Origin of the sequence: Synechococcus sp. HK01-R (assembly GCF_014217855.1) — a bacterium.
GTDB lineage: Bacteria > Cyanobacteriota > Cyanobacteriia > PCC-6307 > Cyanobiaceae > Synechococcus_C.
This window is the reverse complement of record NZ_CP059059.1, coordinates 1886216-1910331: the sequence shown is the minus strand read 5'-3', so window position 1 is coordinate 1910331 and position 24116 is coordinate 1886216. Positions and strand designations below refer to the sequence as shown.

The window sequence follows — 24116 nt, the reverse complement described above, 5'->3', positions numbered from 1 at the left end:
GGTTGCCGCCAGCTCCAGCGTTCAAGGTGGACTTCATAGGATGCCCAAAGCAACGCAAACGGGGAATGCAGTCAGACAAGGTGGCGCCGACGACAGCTGCGAGCCGCTTTCTGACCCGGTTGCATTCCCCTGATCGGCCGGTCCTCGTGTTTGACGGTGCTACAGGGACCTCCCTTCAACAGTTGAACCTCACTGCAGAGGATTTCGGCGGCGCAGAACTGGAAGGCTGCAACGAGAACCTCGTGATCACGAGACCAGATGCGGTTCAGGCGGTGCACCGTCAGTTTCTTGAAGCGGGTTGTGACGTCATCGAGACCGACAGCTTCGGAGCTGCATCCGTGGTCCTTGCTGAATACGGACTAGAGGATCAGGCCTTCCTGCTCAATCAACGGGCTGCCGAACTAGCCCGAGCTGTCGCTGATGAGTACAGCACGGAAGCAAAGCCAAGGTTTGTAGCCGGATCGATGGGGCCAACCACCAAGCTCCCGACGCTGGGTCATATCGAGTTCGACACCTTGCGTTCGGCTTACCAAGAGCAGGCGGAAGGATTACTGGCCGGGGGTGTTGATCTGTACATCGTCGAGACATGTCAAGACGTGCTGCAGATCAAGGCTGCTCTCCAGGGCATTGAAGCGGCCTTCGAAAAGGCCGGTGAACGGCGGCCACTGATGGTGTCGGTGACGATGGAGACCACAGGCACCATGCTCGTGGGATCGGATATTGCCGCTGTTGTTGCAATCCTAGAACCATTTCCGATCGACATCCTTGGCCTGAATTGCGCCACAGGACCGGAGCAGATGAAAGAACACATCCGCTACCTGGCGGAGCAGTCCCCCTTTGTGGTGAGCTGCATCCCCAATGCCGGCTTACCAGAGAATGTGGGTGGGGTCGCGCACTACCGGCTGCAACCCATGGAGCTGAAGATGCAGCTGATGCACTTCGTCGAAGATCTTGGTGTGCAAGTGATTGGTGGTTGTTGTGGCACAACGCCAGCACATATCCAAGCGCTGGCCGAGCTTGCTGAAGATCTCAAGGCTGCTGAGCGTCCATCGCGTCATAGCGCCATGGAGCGGACCCAGTTGAGCTATGAGCCGGCTGCAGCGTCGATCTATGGAGCCACCACCTATCACCAAGACAATTCATTTCTGATCGTCGGAGAACGATTGAATGCAAGTGGCTCCAAGAAGGTAAGGGAACTTCTGAATGCAGAAGACTGGGATGGCCTGGTCGCTGTTGCTAGAGGACAAGTCAAGGAAAATGCTCACATCCTCGATGTGAATGTTGACTACGTGGGGCGTGATGGCGAACGTGATATGCACGAGCTGGTCTCACGCGTTGTCACCAACATCAACCTGCCGTTAATGCTCGACTCGACTGAGTGGCAAAAGATGGAAGCAGGTTTGAAAGTGGCTGGCGGCAAGTGCATTCTCAACTCGACCAACTATGAGGATGGAGATGAACGGTTTTTCAAAGTTCTCGAACTAGCCAGGCGTTATGGAGCTGCCGTCGTCATTGGCACGATTGATGAAGAAGGGATGGCACGAACCGCCGACAAGAAGGTGGCAATTGCCAAACGCGCCTATCGAGATGCCGTTGAGTATGGAATTCCAGCGCGTGAAATTTTCTATGACCCGTTAGCACTGCCGATTTCCACGGGTATCGAAGAAGATCGCCGCAATGGCCTGGAAACCATTGAAGCGATCCGTCGCATTCGCTCAGAACTGCCAGGCGTTCATGTGCTGCTGGGAGTCTCCAATGTGAGCTTCGGTCTCTCGCCCGCAGCACGAATCAGTCTCAACTCAGTCTTCCTTCATGACTGTTGTGAGGCAGGAATGGATGCTGCGATCGTTTCTCCGGCAAAGATCTTGCCTCTGATCAAGATCAGCGAAGAGCATCAACAGGTCTGCCGTGACCTGATTCTTGATCGACGACGGTTTGAAGGTGGCGTCTGTAGCTACGACCCCCTCACTGAACTCACCACGTTATTTGAGGGTGTCAGCGCGAAGGAGGCACGTCAATCAGGCCCCTCCTTAACAGATCTTCCCATTGAAGAGCGCCTTAAGCAGCACATCATCGATGGTGAGCGCATCGGCCTCGAGGAAGCTCTCAACCTAGGACTGCAACAGTACGCACCCCTAGAAATCGTTAACACCTACCTGCTGGATGGCATGAAGGTCGTGGGTGATCTGTTTGGTTCTGGGCAAATGCAATTGCCCTTTGTGCTCCAATCCGCAGAAACCATGAAAGCGGCTGTTGCCTACCTGGAACCGCACATGGAGAAAACGGATGGCAAGCGCTCAGCAAAGGCGAAGTTCTTGATCGCAACCGTGAAGGGGGACGTGCATGATATTGGCAAGAATCTTGTCGATATTATCCTCACTAACAATGGCTATGAAGTGATTAACTTAGGGATCAAGCAAGATGTTGGAGCCATCATTGCGGCTCAGCAGGAACATCAGGCCGATTGCATTGCCATGAGTGGATTGTTGGTCAAATCAACAGCATTCATGAAAGACAACCTCGAAGCCTTCAACGAGGCTGGTATCAGCGTTCCAGTCATTCTTGGTGGCGCAGCGCTGACCCCACGCTTTGTCAACAAAGACTGCAGTGAGGTTTACAAGGGAAAGGTGGTTTATGGCCGTGACGCATTCACCGACTTACGGTTTATGGATGCCTTCGTCAGTGCACGCAGCGAAGGCTCTTGGGATGATCATCAGGGATTCCTGAATGGAATTCCCGAGGGCGTTGGCCTGGCAGCCAGTGGATTCTCCGATGATCGTGAAGCCGTAGATGGTGAGGCGGACGCGTCGGTCCAACCCACCACGTCCGTCGGTGCATCGCCTGATCCACAACCCCTCAGCACTGAGCGTTCGGATGCCGTGCCTGCTGAGACCGCCAACAAGCCCCCGTTCCTGGGCTCACATCTGCTTCAAGGGGAACCTGATATCCCACTCGAGCAAGTGATCGCCTATCTCGATCGTCAGGCCCTATTCGCTGGCCAATGGCAGATGCGCAAAACCAAAGAGCAAAGCCGCGAGGACTATGAGGCGCAGCTTGAGGAAACAGCAGAACCGATTCTTCAGAACTGGTTGAATCGGATCCGCGAGGAGCATCTCTTGCAACCGGCAGTGGCTTATGGCTATTTCCCCTGTGGTCGTGATGGCAACAGCTTGATTGTTTTTGCGGAGGACGCGACGACAACACTCGGTCGCTTCGATCTCCCTCGTCAACGCAGCGGCAACCGCTATTGCATCGCTGATTTCTTTAGGGACCTGGAAGGCGGACGTCCCAGCGATGTGCTTCCCATGCAAGCGGTGACGATGGGAGAAGAAGCCAGCCGATTCAGCCAAGAGCTCTTCAAGAACGATGCCTACAGCGACTATCTGTTCTTCCATGGATTGTCGGTGCAGATGGCTGAGGCCCTCGCTGAGTGGACCCATGCGCGGATCCGTCGCGAGTGTGGCTTCCAGGATCCGGATGGCATGCCAATCCGTGAGGTGCTGGCCCAGCGCTATCGAGGCAGCCGCTACTCCTTTGGTTATCCGGCATGTCCGACGGTCGGCGATTCGCGTCAACAACTGGAATGGCTCGGAGCAGACCGCATTGGTTTGCAGATGGATGACTCCGAGCAACTCCACCCGGAGCAGAGCACCACGGCCTTGGTGGCTCTCCACAGCAAAGCGCGATATTTCAGCGCCTGACGGCTTCTCTCGCCGCTCCCGACTCACAATCCAGACTGGGATCGTTCTCTCGCTTCCCTTCCATGGACCTCAGTGGACCTGATGCCATCGACCGCGCCATTGATGCGGGGATCGATCTCGACGGCACGCCGCTACCGGAAGCCATGCTCAACCTCTACCGCGATGTCATGGAGAAGGAAGGGCAAAGAAAGCGCAGTGGTGTCCGCAAATCAATGCGCAATCGCGTGGTGAGAACAGGAGCCAAGCATTTCGACCAAGAGACCCTCAACCAACGATTGATCGAAGCGGGCTGGGACGGCCTCAAGGAGAAGGAAATCAGCTTCTACTACGGCTGAGTTGGTTGAGCGTGCCAGGCCCTCTCAGTCCTGGCAGAGCGATTCCATGGTGTCGATCACTTCCTGCTGAAAAGCCTCCAGATCATCGGAATCGCTCAGGTCGAGCCCCTCGCCAGCGGCATTCTGAGAGAGCTCCTGGAAATGGAATGCCCCTTCACCATTGGCCAGGAACTCAATGGCGGAACTCTCTCCGCTCTCGCGAAAGGCGTCGCAAAGGGCCATGAAGGCCGCGTCTTCAGTGAACTCCCAGTCCATCGAGGGGGCATAACTGACTGACCTTTAACGCCTCGCCCCCGGGATCCGTCAACCACCTTGTCGCGCAATGTGCCATTCATTCGGCAGACTCCAGGCCGGAATCCACCCACATCAACCGTGAAAAACCAGTCCAGCACGGAAGATCTCAACGTTCTGGGGCAACCCTTAGAGATTTGTGGTTGTGAACCGATGACAGGTTGGTTTCGCGATGGCCATTGCCGCACCGAGAGCTCTGACCTGGGGCAGCACAGCGTCTGCTGCGTCATGACCGAAGCCTTTCTCAGCTACAGCAAGGCTCAGGGGAATGATCTGTCGACCCCTGTGCCGGCCTTCGGCTTTCCAGGGCTACGCCCGGGGGACCACTGGTGCGTGTGTGCTCCACGCTGGCGGCAGGCCTATGAGGACGGAATGGCACCGCTGGTGCGCTTGGCGGCCACCGAACGCAGCACCCTGGACCTGATCCCTCTGGAGATCCTCAAGCGACACGCTCACCAGGGAATCGACTGACCATCCCAGGCGAGGAAGGCACCACTTTGTTCAGGCGTCTGCTGGGAGAGAACATCGAGAAGCTGGACAGCTGCCCGCTCAGGGCTGAAGAGTCGATCGGCAGCTACAAACGTTTGAAATGGTCTGGAGAGAGCTGTGTCGGTGGTCCCAGGGTGAAGGAGGGTGACGCAGGCCGAAGGGAAACGTCGGGCCCATTCAAGGCTCAATGAGCGCAGATACATGTTCTGCGCGGCCTTGGCACCTCGATAGGCATACCAACCACCACTGCGGTTATCGGTAATGCTGCCGACCCTGGCACTGAGGCTGGCGAAGTGAAAGGGGTGATCGCGCAGCAAACATGGCTCCACGGCCTTGGCCAGGAGGAGCGGAGCCATCGCATTGATCGAGAAACTTTTCAGCAAGGCATCGGCATCAACCTGCTGCAGTCGCTTTTCAGGTTGATGGTGTTGATCATGGAGCCAACCCGAAGCATTGATCACTAGGCGCAGAGGAAGCCCAGAGGAAGCGATCCGTGGTGCCAAGTCGCCTAGGGAGTCCTGTTGCTCTAGATCGAGCTCCCAGGCGACCTCAGGGCCCTGCTGGCGACCGCAGAGAACCACATGCAAACCCGATGCACGCTGACGCAACTGAGAGGCCAGGGTACGACCAATTCCGCCAGCCCCCACGATCAGGGCCAGACCGTTCCAACGACTGAGGGACATGACGATCATTCTTGGGTCAGCGAGGATGGCTGTGCTTCCGTGATGGATTCATGCCACGCCACGGGCACAGGGTCGCCCTGTTCATCCTGCTGATCAGCAGCGCAGGCATTGGTTGGCGGCTTGTTGACCAGCTGGCACCGCCTGCTGATCTTGGAGCTGAGAAGAACCAGGAGCCACTCTTGGATGCGCTGCTTCAGGGGCAAAGCCCATCACAGGCGAGAGCCAATCAAGCAACGGTGCCTAAGGCAGCAAAAGCGGTGGAGAGGGGCTACCCCGTACCCCGGGTCCCACCAGCCTCCAGCTCCCTCAATCCAGCCCTTCGCGTGGCATTGCTCAGCCAATATCCAGTGCAGAGCGTGGTGATTGCTCAAGGTGCAAGCTGTCTGACGACATCCGGCCAGCTCCTCTCATCAACCGTTCTGCAGAGCATGCTGCGCGGTGATAGCCATCGTCAGCCTTGGTTCTGCCAATCGGATCCTGGCAGCAGCATTCAGGTGAATGGAAAGGCCTACACCGGTCGAATCACGCTGCATCGGCAGGGTGCAGGTTGGCTGGCCGTGAACATGCTTGATCTGGAGCGATACGTTGCTTCCGTGGTGGGCGCAGAGATGCCATCCCACTGGAGGAAGGAAGCCCTCAAAGCGCAGGCCGTTGCAGCGCGTTCCTACGCCCTGGTGCATTTGGTGCGACCCGCCAGCTCGATCTACAACCTTGGAGACACAACCCGCTGGCAGGCCTTTTCAGGATTGAGCAGTGAATCAGAGGCGACACGATCAGCCACCGATGCCACCCGTGGAATGGTGTTGAGTTACCGAGGAGGCCTCGTGGAGAGCCTGTATGCAGCCACGAGTGAGATCAGCGCAGAAGCCCATGGCCACCTCGGGGCGAGCATGAGCCAGCACGGTGCCCAGGAGCTCGCGCAACAGGGTCTGGCCTTCAATGAGATTCTTGGCCGCTTCTACCAGGGAGCATCAATCGCTCGACTCAAGGCTGATGGCTGAGCAACGACTTTGGAAAGCAGCTCTTGGCCGTAGTGATGAAGCCGAGCAGTGCGGTGCACTCAAACCACTGAAAACGGAGATCGTGAGCCTGGGATCCTGGGCCTCTCAGTTCGAATGCCGGCGTCTTCAGAGCCGCCTGCCCCGACATCTGCAACCAGCCGGACCAAAACCCAATCCATTCAGACCATGGGATCCAAATCTGGAAGTCGAAGGCGTTGGCCGGGGTCACATGTTGATTCTCAACAAATATCCCGTGCAACGGGGCCACATGCTGTTGATCACACGGCAGTGGGCAGCGCAGACGGGTTGGCTGAACAAAGAGGACTGGCACGCCGTGCAGAGTGTTGATCAAGACACGACAGGGTTGTGGTTCTTCAACAGTGGCCCGCTGGCAGGAGCCAGCCAACCCCATCGGCATCTTCAGCTGCTGCCAAGAAACAAGCTCACAGCGATCTGTCCAAGAGCAACCTGGTTTGAGACACGGTTGAGCCAACAATCCGATGCCCAGCAGGGCGCTGCTCAGCTTGGAGCGCTCGAACACTCCTGTGGGGTTCGAGCTCGCGACAGCAATGAGCAGGATCTCTACAGGCTCTACACAGATCTGGTCGTCGAACTGGGTCTAGGCGATCCAGCCAAGGAGCCTGTACCACGCCACCCCTACAACCTGCTGCTCTCACCAACCTGGATAGCCGTGATTCTGCGCAATCGAGAGAAAGCCAGGGGCTTCAGCATCAATGGTCTGGGCTTTGCCGGATATCTCCTAGCGACCGATGACTCTGACGTGGCGTGGCTGAAGAGGCACGGACCTGAGGAACTGCTTAAGGCTGTTGTTGCTTAAGGCTGTTGTTGCCTAAAGCAGTGGTTTCACGGTTGTCAGGGACTGCCGCGGTGTGAATCGCTGAAACGAGGGCCGCTGATCAACGCGGCACAGACCGATTCCGAACCAATGAAACAGCAACAATGCAAGCGAAATCGACGGGTGCGACAGCATCTCGACCTCGTGTTGCCCCTGGCACGCTATTACGTCCTGAGAACCAACGTCGACATGGATGACCTCATCCAGGTCGGGCGACTCGGACTGATCCGAGCAGCAAACCTGTACAGCGAATCTCGAGGTGTTCCCTTTAGTGCCTATGCAAGACCGCACATCAGAGGAGCCATCCTGCATTACCTGCGTGACAGCCATGGATTGGTCAGGCTGCCCAGATCAATTCAGGATCAAGCGTCTAGGGGACGAAGCAACGGCGTTGATAAGCCCTGGGAGAGCGCATCGACCATGGGAGTGAGCTGGTTGCCCCATCGAACGCGCTGGGTCAGCCTTGATGAGAGCAACGTCCAGCTCGCCATCGATGAGAAGGAGTCAGCGATGCACTCGCTGGGACGCTGGGAGCGCTACGAGCAACTGATCAGCGAGCTGAAGCGTCTACCCAAGGATGAGCTAACCTCCATTCAGGCAGTGATCTTGCAAGGACGCAGTTTGCGGCAAACCGGTCGAGCCCTCGGCGTCAGTGCGATGACCATTCACAGACGCGTCAAACGGGGACTGGAGCGACTGTCATGCCGCTGCTCAGACCTAGGGATGGCCTGAACCGAGTCAGCTGGGATCGGCAGCCTCATTCTGGTCCCGCTCGATCTGAGTTTGGAGTGTGTGGATGGAGGCGTTGAGAGCTGCAAGCTGGCGCTCAAGCCCATCACGCCAGAAGCGCAACATCTCCAGCTTGCGCGTCTGATGCTGACGACGCCAGTCACCACGACAGGCCTGGGTGCAAAAGGCAGGGAACATAACCACGGGCTCAGACGCCACCATGTTGGCGAAACTCCAGGCTTGATGGGGATGGGCTTGGCTGATATGGGCGGCGTGATTAAGTTTGGAACTTGCGTGGTTTGCACAGACCGCAGACCCGCCCAACGCCCTCCGAACCTGTCTCGGTTGTCTCAGCGAATCCCACTCCTGGTCTTGGCGGGCGTCTCCTTTGCGACTGCTGAAATAGCCCTGGTCGCCCCCGCGCGAGCTTACGTGCCGCTGATGGCTGGCCAGCAGGCAAAGCCGCTCAACGGCCGCTTCAACGATGTGCCCGTGCTGCACTCCAACCAACCAGAAATTGTTGAGGGTCCAGGAATACTGGTGAACACGGCACCAGGCTCAGCAATTGCTATTGAAACAAACCAACCTTTAAAGAATGCGACTCACACATTCAATGGAGAGTTTGGTGTTCATATGCATCATAAATACTATCCTGGAGATGCCAATAAGTTAGGTGGACGGCGCCAGCGTGGCCTTCTAACTATTGCAGCGATTGCGATTAACCCCGGCGACCAGCCAGTTACCCTTCGATTCAGCAAAGGATCAGTCAAAAACAGTTTCGAGGCGCCATACCATCCCAACAAACTGATGGGGGTGAAGCCTCTGGGACCCAGGCCTTGGAATACAGGCCCTGGTGATGCCACAGCAGTGCAGATGTTGCGAGGAGAACTGGACAGACGATTACCTCGAGAGGTTGTCATCCCGCCACGATCCAGGCGTGTAATTGTCAGCACGGTTCTACCAGCACGAGGGATTGCCAATGGCCTTCTGCGCGGATCGAGTGATGGCCCCTTTCAAATGGCAGTTGTTGCAGCAGAGGAAACAGATAATGAGCAACAGTTAATAGCTGTGCTCGATCGCGGAATGCTCGCACCTGGGCGTATCTATCTCAACAGGATTGCCGAAATCAAAAGCGGGAAAGTCTTTTCAAGGGTTGCTGGCGTAGCGCTTGGGGATGAATACAAAGCTTTGATTCGTCATGATTTATCGCAGGGGCCGTTGCATGTGCCACTCACAAGTACGCACAAGCATCACTTTGGAACCCGCGAAATCCAGGTGAATGCTCTCAGCACCCGCATGGTTGATTCCGCAGTGAACAATGTGGGGACCTATGGAGTGCGCTTTGATATTGACCTCAACCTCTCCGGCGAAGGTCCTTACGACCTCGTATTCAGCCACCCTGTGGCGTCAGGACGTCCGCCATTCACCGCCTTTCGAGGATCAATCGGCATCAAGAGTGCAGAGGGTTACCAGGAAGTGCATGTCGGTCTCAGGTCGGGTCAGAGCCTTCCCATTGCCAAGCTCAATCTTAAAGGCGGCGAACTAAATCCCGTTCGGGTCAGTCTCGTTTATCCAGCGGATGCAACGCCAGGACATCTGCTGAGTGTTGTTCCCATCCAGCAGCTCGCCATCCTGCGTCGTCGTGAAGAAACCCTGGAAGCAGCCCGTCAGGCCGAAGCTGCACGCCGGCGATCCGTCAGTCCAACCCAGGCTCCCCCTGCCCTGAATGCTCCAACCGGTCAGGACGCCAAGACCGCCAAGACAAAAGAGCAGGACAAAGCCGGGCCCAAAACGAACAACCCGACGCCAGCCAGCAAACCAGCACGCCCTCGGCAGACATATCCAAGTTCTCCGCTGCCACCGCCGCCGGTCCTGGTCGCTCCCCGTAGCGGCCTGAATCCGATGCCTCCGGCCATGATCCTCCCTCAAAGGGTGAATCAAAGTCTCGAGCAACGCTATCGAGATGCGATCCGAGCCCAGCAGGAATGGCTCAGGCGTCTACAGGGCCGATAGTCTTACGTCGTGCGTTGTCGGCTGAGTGACGGGACCTGAAGTTGACGGGAAGCGTCGCATCAGCGTTGAGCTGCCAGATCATCTTGTTCGCTGGGTCGATTCCCTCAAGGAAGAATGGGGCTTGCGGGCCCGTGGTGACTGCCTGAGTCGCCTCCTTGAAGAGCTCTTACCAGGGGATCCAGACCAAACAGAAACAGAGGTGCACGATGAGCCAGTTCGTGTCGCCACCAAGGAGCCAACCGACAGTGAACCCACGACCCCCTATCGCGATGACTGTGCACTGGTCTTGATTAGTGAGAAGGGTGTCGGACTCCAAGCTCCTCCTGGTCAAGACCCCTCGTTTGCAGGCTTTTCACACACCGGTTTCGGTCGAGACGAGAAACCTGGAATTGACCTACCTGGATTCGTTCGACGAAGCACCACGCAATTACGCAACAGCCTTCAACAGAGAACCCAAGAGACTGACCGCTCTGAAGAAACGCTGTTGCTGCCACCCATCGGGCCTGGGGATCTTCAGGCCTGTGCAGAGGAAGCACTGCAACACTGGCTCAATCTCTACGGCCAAGCCCCGGGCCAGACGGTTCTCGAGGCTGCCATGCTCTGGTTAGCCCGTGACATCTGGCCGAGTGCCGAAGGAAGTGAAGGCCGCACCTTCACCTGGTCTCAAGCGGCACGACAGATTGATCAACGATGTGAAGGTTGGGTGAACGCAAGCCCCTCCTTCGGCCAGGTGATGGTGGTAGCTGGAGTCCTGGAGGACCCCTTTGCCACCACGGATCTGATTCATCGAATGCCGACATTGATTCGTCGGTTTGTGAATCGCTTCAAACGCAGCCGTCGCACCACGTCCTTTGAGGCCTTGCAGTCCACCATGACCGTGCATGGAGCCCTGAAACTCTTGGGACTACCAACCCAGGCAGGTGCATCCTTGACCTTGCGGGCCATCAGAGATGCCTACAAGCAGAAGGCCATGGAGACTCACCCAGACGCTGGTGGCAGCACCGATGCCATGCGCCGCCTCAATGAGGCCTACCAGATGCTGCGTGAATTGTATCGACAGAAGTAGTTGCGATAGTCAAGCATGAGACTTACTCCAAGTCCCATATAACGTCCCTCATGAGACAATCAAGCCTTCATGGCAATCAAGTGAGACTCGCACTGGGTCCAAGAACTAATCTCAGCTAAGACATTCGGCTCTGCACGGGGAGTGCGCTGGAGCCCTAGAGGCACCTCAACGGCCCACCCCTAACGGCTTAATGATCAACATTTATTTTCTCCATCATTCTGCGTGCAAGAAGCCTATATCCCACTGATCCAAGAAAGCCCCTCGCGGCAAACGCGCAAAAGGCAATGTTGACATCCAGGCCATGCCCAAGAGCGCAGTCAAATTCTGTCCAAGTCCAGTACTGGCTTGTCCAGAACACCTGGCCAACGCAAATTACTCAGTATTTGCAATCGTTCCAGTCATGGCGTAACTGCTGTAGATGCAGATACGCAGGCGAACACTCGCGACCCATCGCAGCGTCAGCCCACAGCCAAAAGTGAGAGCCTCTAGCGTCTCGCTCCGGAATCAAAATAGGACTCATTGAGCGTCTCAGGCAAGACCTAAAAGACCTATGGCTCACAAAAAAGCCGGTGACAAGGCACCGGCTCTGCAGCTGAAATCAAGTTCAGGTCGTGGTCTGCATCCCCTGGATCAGAAAATCAAAGTAGGGAGAAGCCAAGGATTGTTGATCCTCGGAAAGGAGGGCGAGCGACGCCTCCCGCATGGCCTTCATGGCCTCAACCATGCCGGGCATCGGAACCCCAAGACTGTTGTACATCTCACGGGCACCAACGAGACCAATGTTTTGGATCATCTCCGTGCTGCCAGCAAGCACGCCATAGGTGACGAGTCGCAGGTACCAGCTGTAGTCACGAAGGCACTGGGCTCGTTGCTTCTGACCGTAGGCATTGCCACCGGGTGCAACGTACTCAGGCTTGCGGCTAAACAGCAGTCGAGCTGACTCATCGACGATTTTCTTCTCGTTGTCCGTCAGGATCCGAACCACAGCAAGACGAGTCGCTCCCTGGCCGAGGAAATCGACAATGGAACGCAATTCGCCGCTGGTGGGATAACGGAGATCATCATCGGCCTGCAGGATCAGATCCCGAACAACGCTCATGGCAGCTGGCATGCTGAAGAAGAGTTTAGTGCTCTCCGGCCGAGCAGCTGCGCTGATCGGCCCGGGTGTAACGCCTTTGCAATGGCCGAGATGGACCCCCGACCGGAACCGGGCCTCACTATCACCCTCAAGGGTGAGGATCTGACGCTCCAGGGTGAGGGCATCGCTCGCTGGCAAGGCTGGGTGATTGTGGTGCCCGACCTGTTGCCTGGGGAAGTGTCCCGGGTGCAACTGCAACAGCGTCGCCGATCCCAGTGGCGTGGACGTCGAATTGAGACGTTGCTTCCAGCAGAGGGAGCAAGACAGGCTCCTTGCATTCATGCAGACCGTTGTGGGGGATGCACGCTCCAACATCTCGACGATGAGAACCAGGCCCATTGGAAACGGGACCGTCTGATCCAGACCCTCCAGCGGATTGGTGGCATCAACTCGCCAGTCGAGGAACTGCTTGCTCTGGAGGCCCAACCACTTGGCTACCGCAACCGCGCCCTGATCCCGCTTCAACGGGATGAGGAAGGGACATTGCGCATGGGGTACTACAGGCGCGGCAGTCACCGTCTGGTGAATCTGAATCGTTGCCCAGTTCTTGATCCAGGACTGGATTGTTTGCTCGACCCAATCAAGAAGGATCTCGATCAAACAGGTTGGGTGGCCGATGCGGATCTTCATCAGGGAGATGGTCTTCGCCACCTGGGCATGAGGATCGGAACGCAATCGCGGGAGGTGCTGTTGACCTTGATCAGCAGCACATGGGAGCTTCCGGGTGTGGAACGACTGGCTGCCCAATGGATGGAGCGATGGCCGGAGATCAAGGGCGTGACGCTCAATCGGCAACCGCTGAGAAGCAATCGCGTGCTGGGAGATGAAACCCGCACCCTGGCTGGTCAACCAACGATTCGGGAACGCTTTTGCGATCTCAACCTCACCCTGGCTACCACCACGTTTTTCCAGGTGAACACCATTCAGGCCGAACGGATCGTAATGGTGTTGCGCCAGTGGCTTCAACAGGTCGCGCCATCAACCCGGGTCATCGATGCCTACTGCGGCATCGGCACGATCGCCCTCCCATTAGCAGCCGCCGGCATGGACGTGCTTGGCCTAGAGCTCCACAAGGCTTCGATCGAGCAGGCCATCCATAACGCCAGCGCCAACGGGTTAGTGAGCGCCCGTTTCAAGGCTGGAGATGTCAAACAGCTGCTTGCCGATGCCCTGCCAAGCCACGAGGTGCTCGTTGTGGATCCACCTCGCAAGGGTCTGGATCCAGCTATTGTTGAAACGATCGTGGCCGATCCACCTGCCTGGATGGCCTATCTCAGCTGTGACCCTGCGACCCTTGCTCGTGATCTTGCTTTGCTGGCGGGACCTGAAGGCCCCTACAAGATGGAGCGGCTCCAGCCAGTGGATTTCTTTCCACAGACCACGCATCTCGAATGCCTTGCACTGTTGAAGCGGATCAGCTCCTGAGCTCTGCTCCGAATTGCTTCACCAGCGCTTGCCTCACCTTGTCGTGAACAGGTTGTAACTGTTCATCGGTGAGGGTTGCATCCTTACCGCGATAACGGATTCGGTAGGCCTGGCTGCATTGATCTGCAGAGAGCTGACCACCCTCAAAGCGATCGATCAGCTCAACGCTTTCCAGCAATGGTTTTCCAGCCTTACGGATCGCCTGAATCAGATCGCCCGACCTCTGGTCACGCCTGACCACAACAGCCAGATCTCGTTCCATGGCTGGAACGGTGGGATAAGGCTTGAAGGATGGAATCCAGCGATTGCTCCGCGTCGCAGCTTGGAGCAAGCGCGACAGATCGAGATCGAGAAGATAGGTGGCGTCCGGAAGGTCGTAGCGCTCGCAAAGCAAGGGGTGAAGTTGACCGAATGAACCCAACGGACGTCCCTCCAGGACTAATTGGGCACTGCGCCCGGGATGGAGACGCTCGTCGTCTCTGAAGGGGCGATCCTGCACATCAAGGTGGAAGCTCTCGAAGAGAGGGCTGAACAAACCACGGGCCTGGTAGTAGCTGAGGGGAATGGATTTGCCACTGCTAGACCAACGCTCGAGTCGCCTCTCCGCACAGATCACGGCACCAAGTCTCGACTCCTGCACGATGCCAGCATCTCCATCGGCCGAGAACACATGGCCGATCTCGAAGAGCCAGCAGCCAGGTTGTGAAGCCTGGAGGTTGCGCTGACAGATGCGTAGATGCTCCTCCCAGAGGCTGGAACGGAGATGACTGGTCTCCGCCAGAAGGGGGTTGCTGATAGGGATTCGCACATCCTGGTCTGAGGGACCAGTCAGCGACAGGGTGGTCACCTCCTGCAATCCGGCAGCAGACAACAACTGACGCAAACGCCGCTCCGCAGTCTGGAGCGGACTGAGTCCTCCAGGACGCAGAGGATCAGGCAGATGAGAACAGAACCGATCGAAGCCCACCAGGCGGGCCACCTCCTCAATGAGATCGACCTCTCGGATCAGATCACAACGACGGGAAGGAGGGACCGTCACCGTCCAACCATCGTCGGATGCAACAAGGCCACAACCGAGGGCGGTGAGACAGCGTTCGATGGCGTCATCCTCAAGGTCCTCGGGACCATCGGGACCATCGATCGGGCCGAGCAACTGATGCAGGGCATCGCGGCGCAAGGCAAGAGGCTCAGGCTCTTGGTGGGATGCAGCGCAAATCCTTGTAGAACCGGAACTGCCCCCGAGTTCCTGCTTAATCAACGTACAAGCCCTTTGGGCTGCAAGCAGGGTGACCTCACGAGGAAGGCCCTTCTCAAAACGGCTGGATGCTTCCGTCCGCAGCCCCACACTTCTGGCCGTATTGCGGACAGACGCTGCGGAGAACATCGCGGATTCCAGCCAAATCCTGGTCGTGGAGTCCGTGACCGAACTGGCCTCACTACCCAGCACCCCAGCGAGGGCAACGGGAATGTCGTGACAGGTCACCACCTGAGCTCTGGAATCCAGGGTCAATTCCCGGCCATCCAGCCCTTGAAAAACTTCTTGATCGCGAGCTTGGCGAAGCCCGAAGTCGCTGGCCTCAACCGCTTGCCCGCTGAGCCGTTCAAGGGCATCGGCATCAAAGGCATGCAGGGGCTGCCCCTGCTCAAGCATCACGAGGTTGGTGAGGTCAACCACCGTATTCACACTGTTCATGCCTGCCCTCTGGAGGCGCTGTTGCAACCAAGCCGGTGACGGGGCTCCAGCCTTGATGCCCTCGATTGGGGTCAGGGCGTAGACACCACCGCGATGCATCGCAGCGGTGCTGGGCGGATCGACAGCGAGCCCCTCGGTCTGCGCAGGGGGTGGCAGTGGAGGGAGGCTGAGTTTGGATCCAGTCAGTGCTGCAACCTCCCGGGCGATTCCAGCCATCGAAAGTCCATCCGGGCGGTTGGCCGTAATCGCCAGCTCAAGCACCACATCATCGAGGCCCAAAAGGGGCGCCACAGGCGAGCCAGGCGAGGGGATCACCGCGACCAGATCCTCGAGAATGGCAATGCCATCCACAGTGCTGGGCTGGCCTAGCTCCGTGAGCGAACAGATCATGCCCTGGCTGGAGACACCGCGAAGCTCACCCGCTTTGATGGTCAGATTCACGGCTGGCAAAACGGCGCCGATTGTGGCCACCGGCACGTGAATCCCAGCACGCACATTGCTGGCACCACAAACGATCTGCAGAGGTTCCCCTGCACCGACATCGACCTTGCAGACACTCAGTTTGTCCGCATTGGGATGGCAGTCCTTCTCAAGGACATGGCCGACCACAACCCCTTGGGCCAAACGGGTGAGGTCTTCAATCTCCTCGACCTCAAACCCCGCCATGGACAGACGCTCTGCAAGAGCATCGGCGGGTTCATTCACCTGCACCAAATCCTGTAGCCAGGAAAGTGAAACCCGCATCGTCACGGCCGGAACGGTGAGTGATCCTACGAAGCACCACCACCAGGAGTGCTCAGAGGAGCAGGACAGTCCGACCTGTAAGCTTGTTGTTTGTCACTTCGCTTCGCAACTGCGGCGCAACGTCCTTTATGGCCAAGAACAAGGGCGTCCGGATCGTGATCACTCTCGAGTGCACCGAATGCCGGTCCAATCCCGCCAAGCGCTCTCCCGGTGTGTCCCGCTACACCACCGAGAAGAATCGCCGGAACACCACCGAACGGCTGGAGATCAAGAAGTTCTGTCCCCACTGCAACAAGTCGACTCCCCACAAGGAGATCAAGTGACCCTGCAGGTCTTCACCGTTCACCACCGTTCCTGATTCATGTCCAGCTCCTTCTTCAAGAAGCGTCTTTCTCCGATCAAGCCCGGCGATCCCATCGATTACAAAGATGTGGATCTGCTCAAGAAATTCATCACTGAGCGCGGCAAGATCCTTCCCCGTCGTCTCACCGGCCTCACCGCCAAGCAACAGCGAGACCTCACGAACGCCGTGAAGCGTGCCCGCATCGTGGCGCTTCTGCCTTTTGTGAATCCAGAGGGTTGATCCCTGGCTGTTCCTGCCTGCCAACAGGGGGATCTGGTCGGATTTTCTGACCAGAAATCAGCTCAGTTGGCGGTTGTTCAATCCATTCAGGGCAGCAAAGTACGTCTTTCTGTTGGATTTGGCGGTAAGGAGCAGGTTGTTCCAGCCCGTCAGATTCAGATCCTTCACCCCCTGCCTAGCGGAGCATCAGCCCCGCCAAGGCTGGGGGTTTCTCCTTGGCAATTTGACGAGCAAAGCCTTGCCAACCACCGTCCCATGCGTCGCGAATGGGGCGAAACATGGGTCTTACTTCATGAATCCGGCGAGACGCTTGAGCTGAACGAATTCGCGGGGTTGGTGTGCGCCGAAGACGGAGCCGCTCAGCGCGCAGCATGCTGGCTAGCTCTGCAATCGGATCAAGACCTGTTCCGCCTCAAACAGGAGGGAGTGGTCGCCCGCAGTCTCAGCGATGTGCGGATGAGACGGCGTGAGCGACAGCATCAAAAGCTGATCGAGCGGAGAGAGGAACGCTGGAGACAGCTGCTGAAACTCGCTCAACCCGTTGAATTGGCAACACTCGATCCCACGCATCAAAACTGGATCGCAGCGATCAAAGAACTTGCCTCCGGCAAACGCAGCCTCGATTCACTGGATCCAGACCTACAGGGATCGCTCCGACGCCTACGCCTTGGTGAAGATCGTGGCGACCTGCGCCATCTACTGGCGGCACTTGGCCAGTGGGACCGCCATCAGCTCATGAGTATGGACGGCACGAGCTGGTGCCAAGGATTCAGCCAAACGCTTCAAGAAGAAGCTCAACACCTGCTGGTCAAGCACGCTCAGCAACTGCCTGGTGATGCTGAACGCCTTGATCTCACCCACCAGCGCTGCGTCACGATCGACGATGACGACACCCGCGATATCGACGACGGCCTGGCGCTGGAGCGCAGATCCGATGGCAGGCTTCGGATCTGGATCCATGTAGCCGATCCCGGACGCTTGGTTGCACCTGATTCCCCCCTGGATCTGGAGGCACGACGACGGGGCAGCAGCCTTTATTTGGCCAGGGGCATCCTGCCGATGTTCCCTGAAATCCTCTCCACCGGTCCGTTCAGCTTGCTGGCCGGGCAACGCAATGCCGCTTGGAGCACCTGGGTAGAGCTGGATGACAGCGGTGAAATCGAGGCCTATAGCATCGAACGGAGCTGGGTGAGCCCGCGCTATCGGCTCAGTTATGAGGATGCCGATGAGTTGATCGACCTTGCCCCGCCCGAAGAGGCCGATCTGGCGGAGCTCAACGACTTGCTCGAGCGACGCCGCGAATGGCGGGTCCGTCATGGAGCGCTGTTAATGGATCTGCCGGAGGGCAGGATCCGCTGTCGCAACGACGAGCAACCGAGCGTTGAAATCACCGAACCAAGTCCATCACGGCTGATGGTGGCTGAGGCCATGATCCTGGCGGGGGCGGTGGCGGCTCGTTTTGGCGTGGAGCACGACTTGGCCTTGCCCTTCCGCAGTCAGTTGCCGGCGGATCTTCCTTCACCTGCACAACTGGATGAGCTTCCCGACGGGGCGGTGCGCTTTGCGGCAATCAAGCGCTGCCTCAGTCGCGGTCTGATGGGCACCGCAGCAGCGCCCCACTTCAGCCTGGGTTTATCCGCCTATGCCCAAGCCACATCACCCATCCGCCGCTACGGAGATCTGGTGGTGCAACGTCAAATTGAGGCCCAACTGAGCGGCGAGATACCCCTGAATCCAGATGCGCTGCAGGAGCTGCTCAATAGTTTCGATAGCGCCGTGCGTGAGGGGATCGCGATCTCCCGGGAAGATCAGCGTCACTGGCAGCAGGTGTGGTTTGAAGCTCACAACAGCGAGCAGTGGCAAGCCGATTTTCTGCGCTGGCTCCGCCCCCAGGATCGGCTCGGCCTGGTGCGAATCGAGGAGCTGGCCATGGACCTAGCTGCGGAATGCCCTGCGAACGCCGAGCCCGGTGAACCATTGCTGCTGCGGGTTCAGCAGGTGGATTCCCTGCGCGATCAACTGAAGCTTGTGGCGTCAACCAGATGATTCGCTATTCGGATCGGTGATATTTGCTGTGAGCAGCTTGAAGCGCGTGCTGACCTAGCTTGCTTCCTGAAGGAGTTCTTACCAGTCGCTGGGGGGATGACCGTTGGCCAGCATCGATTGAAAGACTCGGTAGGCATCTGTCTAGCTGCCATAGGCCCGCTTGGTGGCCGTGCCGTTCACCCACCCCAGAACGATCACTCTCGATCGCTGATAACGGAAAAAGAGGCGGTATTGCTGAAAGAACTTGGCCCGGTACCAATGGCGGTGCTCAGAGCCGAAGGTGGAACCCTGGCGGTATTCGTTGCGGCAGGGGTCTTGGGGGATGTCGTTGAGCATCCAACGCATCACCGCAGCCAGCGTTTAGTGATCCAGCCCTGGATGTCGAACAACTAAACCCTACCCACGCCGAACACATGCCGCGGCAGGCAAAACGCATCCTGGGGCGCAGCCGGGCCTTGGTGGGCCACCGTGATGGTTCCCGTTGGAAGAAAAGGCGGAACGAACTACCCCCAGATCCGTGAGCAGCTGCAACCCCGGGAATAGCCCTGCCCCCTGTACAACCAACACCCCTTGGCCGCACTAGTAGCGCACGGCTTGCAGCCCTACAGCCAACCCACCGGTGCTACAGGTGGAGCGTCAGATGCTGAGGCGCAGTGTTCATCTCGAACCGGCCTGCGGCGGTCGCTGAGGCTTGGAGGCGTCGGGGAAGCCGAGCACGGCGCCGCCACACGCTGATGAGCTCGAGGAGCCAGGGCCGCTACCCATTCCTGAAGATCACCACAAGAGCAACAGCGAGGTGGGGTTGAGATTGGTCGACTCTTAGATCCTGAGTAGTTAGACAGAGGGCTGAAGCCGTTCAATAATCTGTCGTCGAAGCACAAGCCCTTCTTCTCTAATCAGATCCTCATCGAGTGTGGTTAACTGGCGATCACGCAAGAGGACACGTCCATCAACCATCAAATCGCATACATCATTCGCTTTCGTGGCATAGACCAGTGCCGAGTAGATGCTTCGTAGTGGGATTTGATCGATGGGATCCATCTGGATTACGACAATATCCGCACGCTTGCCCACCTCCAAAGAGCCAATCATGTGATCCAAATGCAAGGCTCTTGCACCATGAATGGTGGCGAGCTCAAATGCTTCCTGCGCTGACACCACCTTGGGATCAAGAGTGATTAACTTATGCAATTTGGCTGCCGTATCAATTTCCTCCCAGAGGCTGAGGTCGTTGTTGGAGGCTGATCCGTCTGTACCGAGACCGACACTTATATTGCGCGACAACATTTGCGGGAGACGCGCTACACCTGAAGCAAGTTTCATATTCGATTGTGGGTTGTGCACCACGCCGACGCCATGCTGGGCCAGCAGCTCGAGTTCGTGGTCGTCAGCCCAGACAACATGGGCAGCCACCATGGCCTCGCTGAGTACCCCAAGGCGCGCCAGATGCTCCACAGGTCTGTGCCCTTTAAGGCGGATGCTCTCCAACACCTCGTGCTGAGTTTCTGCGAGATGGATGATCAGTGGACAATTGTGCTCAATAGCGAAACGGTGTGCTGCAATCAGATGGTCATCCCCAACGGTGTAGGGGGCGTGCGGAGCAATGGACGGTGTGATTAGAGGGTGTCCATGCCAACGTTCGACAAAGCGATGCAAAGTGTCCATCGCCGCGTTGTAATCGACACAATCCGGAGCGGGAAAATCGATAAGAACTTGACCAAGTACACCGCGTAATCCGGCGACCACCATCTCTTCAGCTACTGCATTCTCGTAGTAGTACATATCGCAAACAGTGGTGACACCTCCTCGGATCAGCTCTGCGAGTCCCAGACGTGTTCCGCAACGGACGAATGCTTCATCGACATTCATCGCCTCTGCAGGAAAGATCGTATGTTCTAGCCAGTCGTCAAGGTCCTCATCATCCGCTAAACCACGGAACAGAGTCATTGGAATATGGGCGTGACCATTGATCAGACCAGGTATCACTGTTCGACCATTGGCATCGATGTGATTCAGAGCTTCGTAGGACGAGTGCAGCTCATGTCGATCGCCCACCGCTACAATTTGACCACCGCTAATGGCAATCGCGCCATCATGGATGACGCGCCGATTGTGATCCATGGTGACAATGATACCCCCTGAGACAAGAGTATCGATTTGCGTGGTATTTTTCATTAATAGTTCACTCTTTTATCCAACTGCAGATCTTGTCTCGTCCAATGGCAACCTCTAGAACGGAACGGATAAATGCGGCACTAGAGTATGAACAATAGTCATGCCAGTCATTGGTTTTCTCTAGATCCGCGCAATCACAGACACCCATGACAACCAATGGAATAACAGGACGCTGATAGGTGCTGCACATCGATGAAGCAAGAGCAAGTCCATACGACTCCATATCGATAGCCAGTAGTGAAATTTCATTGTCTTTGAGCATGTCGATGTAGGACTGATCCTTAATCACCTGTGGGCCACATGCCATTGCGCCGTAATGAATTCGCGGCTCTGCCTCGCTCGGCATTGAATAACCAAAGCCAAGACGAACCAATTCTTGCAACTTAGTCGTATCAGTCAGGGAAATCAGAAAATCCAGCACCCATGGCGGTGGAGAGACCCGATTCTGCAATGGAATCAACCCTCTATGCAACAATTGCCCACTAGAGTGTTCGAAAAATTGAGTAGCTACGACAAGATCACCAAGGTTCACCGAACCCTTGACACCTGCGCAGATTCCGGTCATCACTGCCAACTTTGGCCTCCATAGACACATTGCCTTAGTGGCAGTAATCGCCGAACTGGTCAGACCCTTTTCCTGTTGACGGAGCGCAACAATCGTCACACTGCGATTAGAGAAGGTGAAATTGGCAAGAAGATATGATGTTCCAAGTACAGACATGCGCTGGAATTCACAGTCAAATACCTTCTTGAGCCATTGCAGCTCCTCATGCAGCCCTGTCATCAACAGTATGTCAGCGCATACCGGGAGAGCGTGCTTGTCTTCGGAAATACTGGGCTGCATTCTTAATCACAAAAACGGGGTTGATTTGGCGATCTATAGTGCTGCGGTGACTCTTAAAGATGAAGGCCACAGCATGGTTAGCGAACATGAAAGGCCCAATCTCTCTATGATAGTATCGGATTAGTCTTTTGGCTACAGCACAGATAGATTTATGGATGAGCTGTAGCAATACATCGCCTCCAAACGTCGGCGATCGCATTTTCCAACAGTCAGTCGATCAAAAACGGGATTCCGGCATCAGCGACTGGGTTACCTGAGTTGTCGTCGTCATCCAGTGACAACACAGCCTCCAGCAGCATGCCCATACCGCGCTCTTTGATCAGTTCATTGATCCTTTTGAGATCCTCTTCTGATAAACGCTGACGGAAACGACCCATCGATGATGGGTCGACCGATGGCGAGGCCATCGGCCACCGGCGCCCAGAGCTTCTCCAGCCCTTTGCGCTGGAACTCCTTGTAGAGCGAGTTCGACACGCCCACGTTGTTCACAGCGATCTTCACGCCGGAGACGACGGCAAAGCTAACGGTCCAACGAGCATTCAGCTGGCAGTGGAACTGACGTGACCCCCTTTATTGGTCCAGGTGCAGTGAGAGTGGGTGGTTATGCAGCAGCTGCTTGAGCTGCCTCCAGGGGAGTACGCCCCTGGAGGGCCGAGTGCGGCCTGAGTGAGTTGTACTGCCAGCGCCAACGATCAGCCAGGATCTGTGCTTCCGGAGCAGTGGTCAACAGATCGGTGTTGAGGAACTCATCCCGGAACCGGCCGTTGAACGATTCTGCGAATCCATTCTCCCAGATCGATCCAGGCGCGCTGTAAGCCTTGCTGGTAGTGGTGCTGGCCTCACACCAGTCGCGTAGAGCCTGGGCAATGAACTCTGGCCCGTTGTCCGACCGTTGAATGCCGGTGCCGGGTCGAGGCTGGTGAGTTCCTCAAGCACCGCCTCCACGTTCTGGGCTTTGCACCGCCTGCCCACCCGGATCGCCAGGCAGAGGCGGCTGTGCTCGTCGATCACGTTCAGGAACTTGAGCCGGCGGCCGTGGCATCGAACTGGAAATCCATGGCCCATACATGGTGGGGATGCTCAGCCCGATGACGCCATGCCGAGCCATCTGCGGGCCATGCCCGCTTTCGCTTCCTGGGTGTAGGCCGCTCCAGGCCTTCCTCCCGCCAAAGCCGTTGCACACGCTTGTAGTTCACCGTCCAGCCCTCTCGCCGCAGCAGGCGGTAGGCCATGCGCAGGCCCCAGCGGATGTGTACCGCGGCAATCTCCCGGAGACGAAGGCGGAGCCTTGCCTCCTCAATGTTGAGGACCTTGCCGCCATGGCGCTGGCTGCTGCGGTGCTGGCCAACCACACGGCGAACCATCCGCTGGGATGCCCGGTAATGCTCCTGCAGGACCATGACAGCCAGCCGGCGGCGCTCCGGGCTCAGAAGTTTCCCTCGGCTAACTCCTACGGCTTCGCCGGGCCTGCGGCTAAAGCATTGCCTTCTCCAGCTCAGCCTCGGCCAGAAGCTTCTACTCCTTCGGAGAAGCCTTCGGCTAGAGGCGGGCGTTCTCCTTCTCCAGCTGAGTCAGCCGTTTGGCTTCCTCGGCCTGCATGCCGCCGTACTGCTGTTTCCAGCGGTGGTAGGTCGGCTGGGTGACCTCAATGGCGCGGCAGACGTCGGCGACGGTCTTGCCCTGGGCGATCAACTGCTCAGCGGTTTTGAGCTTGCGGATGATCTGCTCGGGTGTGTGGCGGATGCGTTTCATGGTGAAGTCCCCGGCCCAGCCTGGCCGGATGAGGACTCTCATTCACCCTGGACCAATTTCCAGGGGCCACGTCAATGGCATTCTCCAGCTCTGCCTCCGCCAGCAGCTTCTTGAGGCGAGCGTTCTCCTTCTCGAGCTGGGTCAGCCGCCTGGCCACCTCGGCCTGCATCCCGCCGTTCTGCTGCCGCCAGCGGTGGTAGGTCGGCTGCGTCACCTCGATGAGGCGGCAAACCTCGATGACGGTCTTGCCCTGGGCGATCAGCTGCTTGGAGGTCTTGAGCTTGCGGATGATCTGCTCCACCGTGTGCCTGGTCCGTTTCATGGTGAAGTCCCCGACCCAGACTGGCCGGATGAGCCCTCTCATTCACCCTGGACCAATTGACAGGGGTCCACGTCTCATGGATTCATAGCTAAGCAATAAGTCACCCATTGCCTCTTGAATGAAAGCCCGTCATTCACCCCTGTTCACTTTCGAATCAGGGCAATCGAGGCTCGGATTTACACCTCCGGACGGGACGCGGCCTACAGGCTTAAAACAGAGCCGCTATGCGT

Annotated in this window: 25 protein-coding genes; 12 read left to right on the top strand and 13 right to left on the bottom strand. The window is 57.3% G+C overall.

What is annotated here, in order from left to right:
* Positions 1 to 65: 65 nt before the first annotated feature.
* On the top strand, positions 66 to 3701 hold the full coding sequence (gene metH / locus H0O21_RS10135; protein WP_185189593.1) for a methionine synthase: 3636 nt from the start codon (positions 66 to 68) through the stop codon (positions 3699 to 3701).
* Positions 3702 to 3763: 62 nt separating this feature from the next.
* Positions 3764 to 4036, top strand: a complete 273-nt coding sequence (locus tag H0O21_RS10130; RefSeq protein ID WP_131455276.1) for a DUF4090 family protein — start codon at positions 3764 to 3766, stop codon at positions 4034 to 4036.
* A gap of 24 nt (positions 4037 to 4060) precedes the next feature.
* Here the strand turns inward: H0O21_RS10130 and H0O21_RS10125 are convergent, their stop codons facing one another.
* A complete protein-coding gene (locus H0O21_RS10125; protein WP_131455275.1) occupies positions 4061 to 4291 on the bottom strand; it encodes a hypothetical protein in 231 nt (76 codons plus the stop codon).
* Between the two features lie 189 nt (positions 4292 to 4480).
* Here H0O21_RS10125 and H0O21_RS10120 point away from each other — a divergent pair, with 189 nt between their 5' ends.
* Positions 4481 to 4798, top strand: coding sequence for a DUF2237 family protein (locus H0O21_RS10120; protein ID WP_131455565.1), 318 nt, complete (start codon positions 4481 to 4483; stop codon positions 4796 to 4798).
* Here H0O21_RS10120 and H0O21_RS10115 read toward each other — a convergent pair.
* Complete coding sequence (locus tag H0O21_RS10115; protein WP_370523036.1) at positions 4780 to 5499, bottom strand: SDR family NAD(P)-dependent oxidoreductase; 720 nt, start codon at positions 5497 to 5499, stop codon at positions 4780 to 4782. The two genes, H0O21_RS10120 and H0O21_RS10115, sit on opposite strands and share 19 nt — an antisense overlap.
* Positions 5500 to 5549: 50 nt before the next feature.
* Here H0O21_RS10115 and H0O21_RS10110 point away from each other — a divergent pair, with 50 nt between their 5' ends.
* The 3 genes from H0O21_RS10110 (at position 5550) to H0O21_RS10100 (ending at position 8088) form a co-directional block, all read left to right on the top strand.
* A complete protein-coding gene (locus H0O21_RS10110) occupies positions 5550 to 6500 on the top strand; it encodes a SpoIID/LytB domain-containing protein (RefSeq protein WP_185189591.1) in 951 nt (316 codons plus the stop codon).
* The gene (locus tag H0O21_RS10105) at positions 6493 to 7338 is read left to right on the top strand and encodes an ATP adenylyltransferase (RefSeq protein WP_185189590.1); all 846 of its coding nucleotides are present in this window, start codon (positions 6493 to 6495) and stop codon (positions 7336 to 7338) included. Before H0O21_RS10110 ends, H0O21_RS10105 begins: the two co-directional genes overlap by 8 nt.
* Positions 7339 to 7446: 108 nt before the next feature.
* The gene (locus tag H0O21_RS10100) at positions 7447 to 8088 is read left to right on the top strand and encodes a sigma-70 family RNA polymerase sigma factor (protein WP_185189589.1); all 642 of its coding nucleotides are present in this window, start codon (positions 7447 to 7449) and stop codon (positions 8086 to 8088) included.
* Between the two features lie 6 nt (positions 8089 to 8094).
* Here H0O21_RS10100 and H0O21_RS10095 read toward each other — a convergent pair whose 3' ends face one another.
* On the bottom strand, positions 8095 to 8283 hold the full coding sequence (locus H0O21_RS10095; protein ID WP_185190985.1) for a hypothetical protein: 189 nt from the start codon (positions 8281 to 8283) through the stop codon (positions 8095 to 8097).
* 243 nt (positions 8284 to 8526) lie between these two features.
* Here H0O21_RS10095 and H0O21_RS10090 point away from each other — a divergent pair, with 243 nt between their 5' ends.
* Positions 8527 to 10098 carry a DUF3370 domain-containing protein gene (locus tag H0O21_RS10090; protein WP_255440984.1) on the top strand — a complete coding sequence of 524 codons (1572 nt, stop codon included), beginning with the start codon at positions 8527 to 8529 and terminating at the stop codon, positions 10096 to 10098.
* Positions 10099 to 10123: 25 nt separating this feature from the next.
* Positions 10124 to 11164, top strand: coding sequence for a molecular chaperone DnaJ (locus H0O21_RS10085; protein ID WP_185189588.1), 1041 nt, complete (start codon positions 10124 to 10126; stop codon positions 11162 to 11164).
* A 604-nt stretch (positions 11165 to 11768) separates the two neighbouring features.
* Here H0O21_RS10085 and H0O21_RS10080 read toward each other — a convergent pair.
* Positions 11769 to 12263: an allophycocyanin subunit alpha-B gene (locus tag H0O21_RS10080; RefSeq protein WP_185189587.1), complete on the bottom strand. Its 495-nt coding sequence runs from the start codon at positions 12261 to 12263 to the stop codon at positions 11769 to 11771.
* Positions 12264 to 12344: 81 nt separating this feature from the next.
* Between H0O21_RS10080 and rlmD the strand changes: the two genes are divergently transcribed.
* Entirely contained in the window at positions 12345 to 13727 is a 1383-nt protein-coding gene (rlmD, locus tag H0O21_RS10075) for a 23S rRNA (uracil(1939)-C(5))-methyltransferase RlmD (protein WP_185189586.1), read from the top strand.
* Here the strand turns inward: rlmD and pheT are convergent.
* Positions 13717 to 16164, bottom strand: a complete 2448-nt coding sequence (gene pheT, locus H0O21_RS10070) for a phenylalanine--tRNA ligase subunit beta (RefSeq protein WP_185189585.1) — start codon at positions 16162 to 16164, stop codon at positions 13717 to 13719. The two genes, rlmD and pheT, sit on opposite strands and share 11 nt — an antisense overlap.
* Before the next feature lie 128 nt (positions 16165 to 16292).
* Here pheT and rpmG point away from each other — a divergent pair, with 128 nt between their 5' ends.
* From rpmG to H0O21_RS10055, 3 genes are all read left to right on the top strand, one after another.
* Positions 16293 to 16487 carry a 50S ribosomal protein L33 gene (gene rpmG, locus H0O21_RS10065; RefSeq protein ID WP_007102505.1) on the top strand — a complete coding sequence of 65 codons (195 nt, stop codon included), beginning with the start codon at positions 16293 to 16295 and terminating at the stop codon, positions 16485 to 16487.
* 38 nt (positions 16488 to 16525) lie between these two features.
* On the top strand, positions 16526 to 16747 hold the full coding sequence (gene rpsR, locus H0O21_RS10060) for a 30S ribosomal protein S18 (protein WP_006041316.1): 222 nt from the start codon (positions 16526 to 16528) through the stop codon (positions 16745 to 16747).
* 255 nt (positions 16748 to 17002) lie between these two features.
* Positions 17003 to 18793: a ribonuclease catalytic domain-containing protein gene (locus tag H0O21_RS10055; protein WP_255440983.1), complete on the top strand. Its 1791-nt coding sequence runs from the start codon at positions 17003 to 17005 to the stop codon at positions 18791 to 18793.
* 141 nt (positions 18794 to 18934) lie between these two features.
* On the opposite strand, the gene H0O21_RS10050 is transcribed toward H0O21_RS10055, so the two are convergent.
* The 8 genes from H0O21_RS10050 to H0O21_RS13680 form a co-directional block, all read right to left on the bottom strand.
* Positions 18935 to 19138: a type II toxin-antitoxin system YhaV family toxin gene (locus tag H0O21_RS10050; protein ID WP_255440982.1), complete on the bottom strand. Its 204-nt coding sequence runs from the start codon at positions 19136 to 19138 to the stop codon at positions 18935 to 18937.
* Positions 19139 to 19627: 489 nt separating this feature from the next.
* On the bottom strand, positions 19628 to 20968 hold the full coding sequence (locus H0O21_RS10045) for an amidohydrolase family protein (RefSeq protein ID WP_185189584.1): 1341 nt from the start codon (positions 20966 to 20968) through the stop codon (positions 19628 to 19630).
* 7 nt (positions 20969 to 20975) lie between these two features.
* Entirely contained in the window at positions 20976 to 21752 is a 777-nt protein-coding gene (locus H0O21_RS10040) for a hypothetical protein (RefSeq protein WP_185189583.1), read from the bottom strand.
* A gap of 269 nt (positions 21753 to 22021) precedes the next feature.
* Positions 22022 to 22189: a hypothetical protein gene (locus H0O21_RS10035; RefSeq protein WP_185189582.1), complete on the bottom strand. Its 168-nt coding sequence runs from the start codon at positions 22187 to 22189 to the stop codon at positions 22022 to 22024.
* 224 nt (positions 22190 to 22413) lie between these two features.
* Positions 22414 to 22680, bottom strand: coding sequence for a transposase (locus tag H0O21_RS13685; RefSeq protein ID WP_370523112.1), 267 nt, complete (start codon positions 22678 to 22680; stop codon positions 22414 to 22416).
* Between the two features lie 145 nt (positions 22681 to 22825).
* Positions 22826 to 23176, bottom strand: a complete 351-nt coding sequence (locus H0O21_RS10025) for an IS3 family transposase (protein ID WP_185189581.1) — start codon at positions 23174 to 23176, stop codon at positions 22826 to 22828.
* Positions 23177 to 23351: 175 nt separating this feature from the next.
* Positions 23352 to 23564, bottom strand: a complete 213-nt coding sequence (locus H0O21_RS10020) for a transposase (protein WP_185189580.1) — start codon at positions 23562 to 23564, stop codon at positions 23352 to 23354.
* Complete coding sequence (locus tag H0O21_RS13680; RefSeq protein ID WP_370523035.1) at positions 23509 to 23886, bottom strand: transposase; 378 nt, start codon at positions 23884 to 23886, stop codon at positions 23509 to 23511. Before H0O21_RS13680 ends, H0O21_RS10020 begins: the two co-directional genes overlap by 56 nt.
* Positions 23887 to 24116 lie beyond the last annotated feature (230 nt).

Coding starts and splice junctions, on each gene's coding strand:
- metH (WP_185189593.1), top strand. CDS start 66: ATGCAGTCAGACAAGGTGGCGCCGACGACAGCTGCGAGCCGCTTTCTG.
- H0O21_RS10130 (WP_131455276.1), top strand. CDS start 3,764: ATGGACCTCAGTGGACCTGATGCCATCGACCGCGCCATTGATGCGGGG.
- H0O21_RS10125 (WP_131455275.1), bottom strand. CDS start 4,291: ATGGACTGGGAGTTCACTGAAGACGCGGCCTTCATGGCCCTTTGCGAC.
- H0O21_RS10120 (WP_131455565.1), top strand. CDS start 4,481: ATGACAGGTTGGTTTCGCGATGGCCATTGCCGCACCGAGAGCTCTGAC.
- H0O21_RS10115 (WP_370523036.1), bottom strand. CDS start 5,499: ATGTCCCTCAGTCGTTGGAACGGTCTGGCCCTGATCGTGGGGGCTGGC.
- H0O21_RS10110 (WP_185189591.1), top strand. CDS start 5,550: ATGCCACGCCACGGGCACAGGGTCGCCCTGTTCATCCTGCTGATCAGC.
- H0O21_RS10105 (WP_185189590.1), top strand. CDS start 6,493: ATGGCTGAGCAACGACTTTGGAAAGCAGCTCTTGGCCGTAGTGATGAA.
- H0O21_RS10100 (WP_185189589.1), top strand. CDS start 7,447: ATGAAACAGCAACAATGCAAGCGAAATCGACGGGTGCGACAGCATCTC.
- H0O21_RS10095 (WP_185190985.1), bottom strand. CDS start 8,283: ATGTTCCCTGCCTTTTGCACCCAGGCCTGTCGTGGTGACTGGCGTCGT.
- H0O21_RS10090 (WP_255440984.1), top strand. CDS start 8,527: ATGGCTGGCCAGCAGGCAAAGCCGCTCAACGGCCGCTTCAACGATGTG.
- H0O21_RS10080 (WP_185189587.1), bottom strand. CDS start 12,263: ATGAGCGTTGTTCGGGATCTGATCCTGCAGGCCGATGATGATCTCCGT.
- rlmD (WP_185189586.1), top strand. CDS start 12,345: ATGGCCGAGATGGACCCCCGACCGGAACCGGGCCTCACTATCACCCTC.
- pheT (WP_185189585.1), bottom strand. CDS start 16,164: ATGCGGGTTTCACTTTCCTGGCTACAGGATTTGGTGCAGGTGAATGAA.
- rpmG (WP_007102505.1), top strand. CDS start 16,293: ATGGCCAAGAACAAGGGCGTCCGGATCGTGATCACTCTCGAGTGCACC.
- rpsR (WP_006041316.1), top strand. CDS start 16,526: ATGTCCAGCTCCTTCTTCAAGAAGCGTCTTTCTCCGATCAAGCCCGGC.
- H0O21_RS10055 (WP_255440983.1), top strand. CDS start 17,003: ATGCGTCGCGAATGGGGCGAAACATGGGTCTTACTTCATGAATCCGGC.
- H0O21_RS10050 (WP_255440982.1), bottom strand. CDS start 19,138: ATGCGTTGGATGCTCAACGACATCCCCCAAGACCCCTGCCGCAACGAA.
- H0O21_RS10045 (WP_185189584.1), bottom strand. CDS start 20,968: ATGAAAAATACCACGCAAATCGATACTCTTGTCTCAGGGGGTATCATT.
- H0O21_RS10040 (WP_185189583.1), bottom strand. CDS start 21,752: ATGACAGGGCTGCATGAGGAGCTGCAATGGCTCAAGAAGGTATTTGAC.
- H0O21_RS10035 (WP_185189582.1), bottom strand. CDS start 22,189: ATGGGTCGTTTCCGTCAGCGTTTATCAGAAGAGGATCTCAAAAGGATC.
- H0O21_RS10025 (WP_185189581.1), bottom strand. CDS start 23,176: ATGGTTCGCCGTGTGGTTGGCCAGCACCGCAGCAGCCAGCGCCATGGC.
- H0O21_RS10020 (WP_185189580.1), bottom strand. CDS start 23,564: ATGAAACGCATCCGCCACACACCCGAGCAGATCATCCGCAAGCTCAAA.
- H0O21_RS13680 (WP_370523035.1), bottom strand. CDS start 23,886: ATGAAACGGACCAGGCACACGGTGGAGCAGATCATCCGCAAGCTCAAG.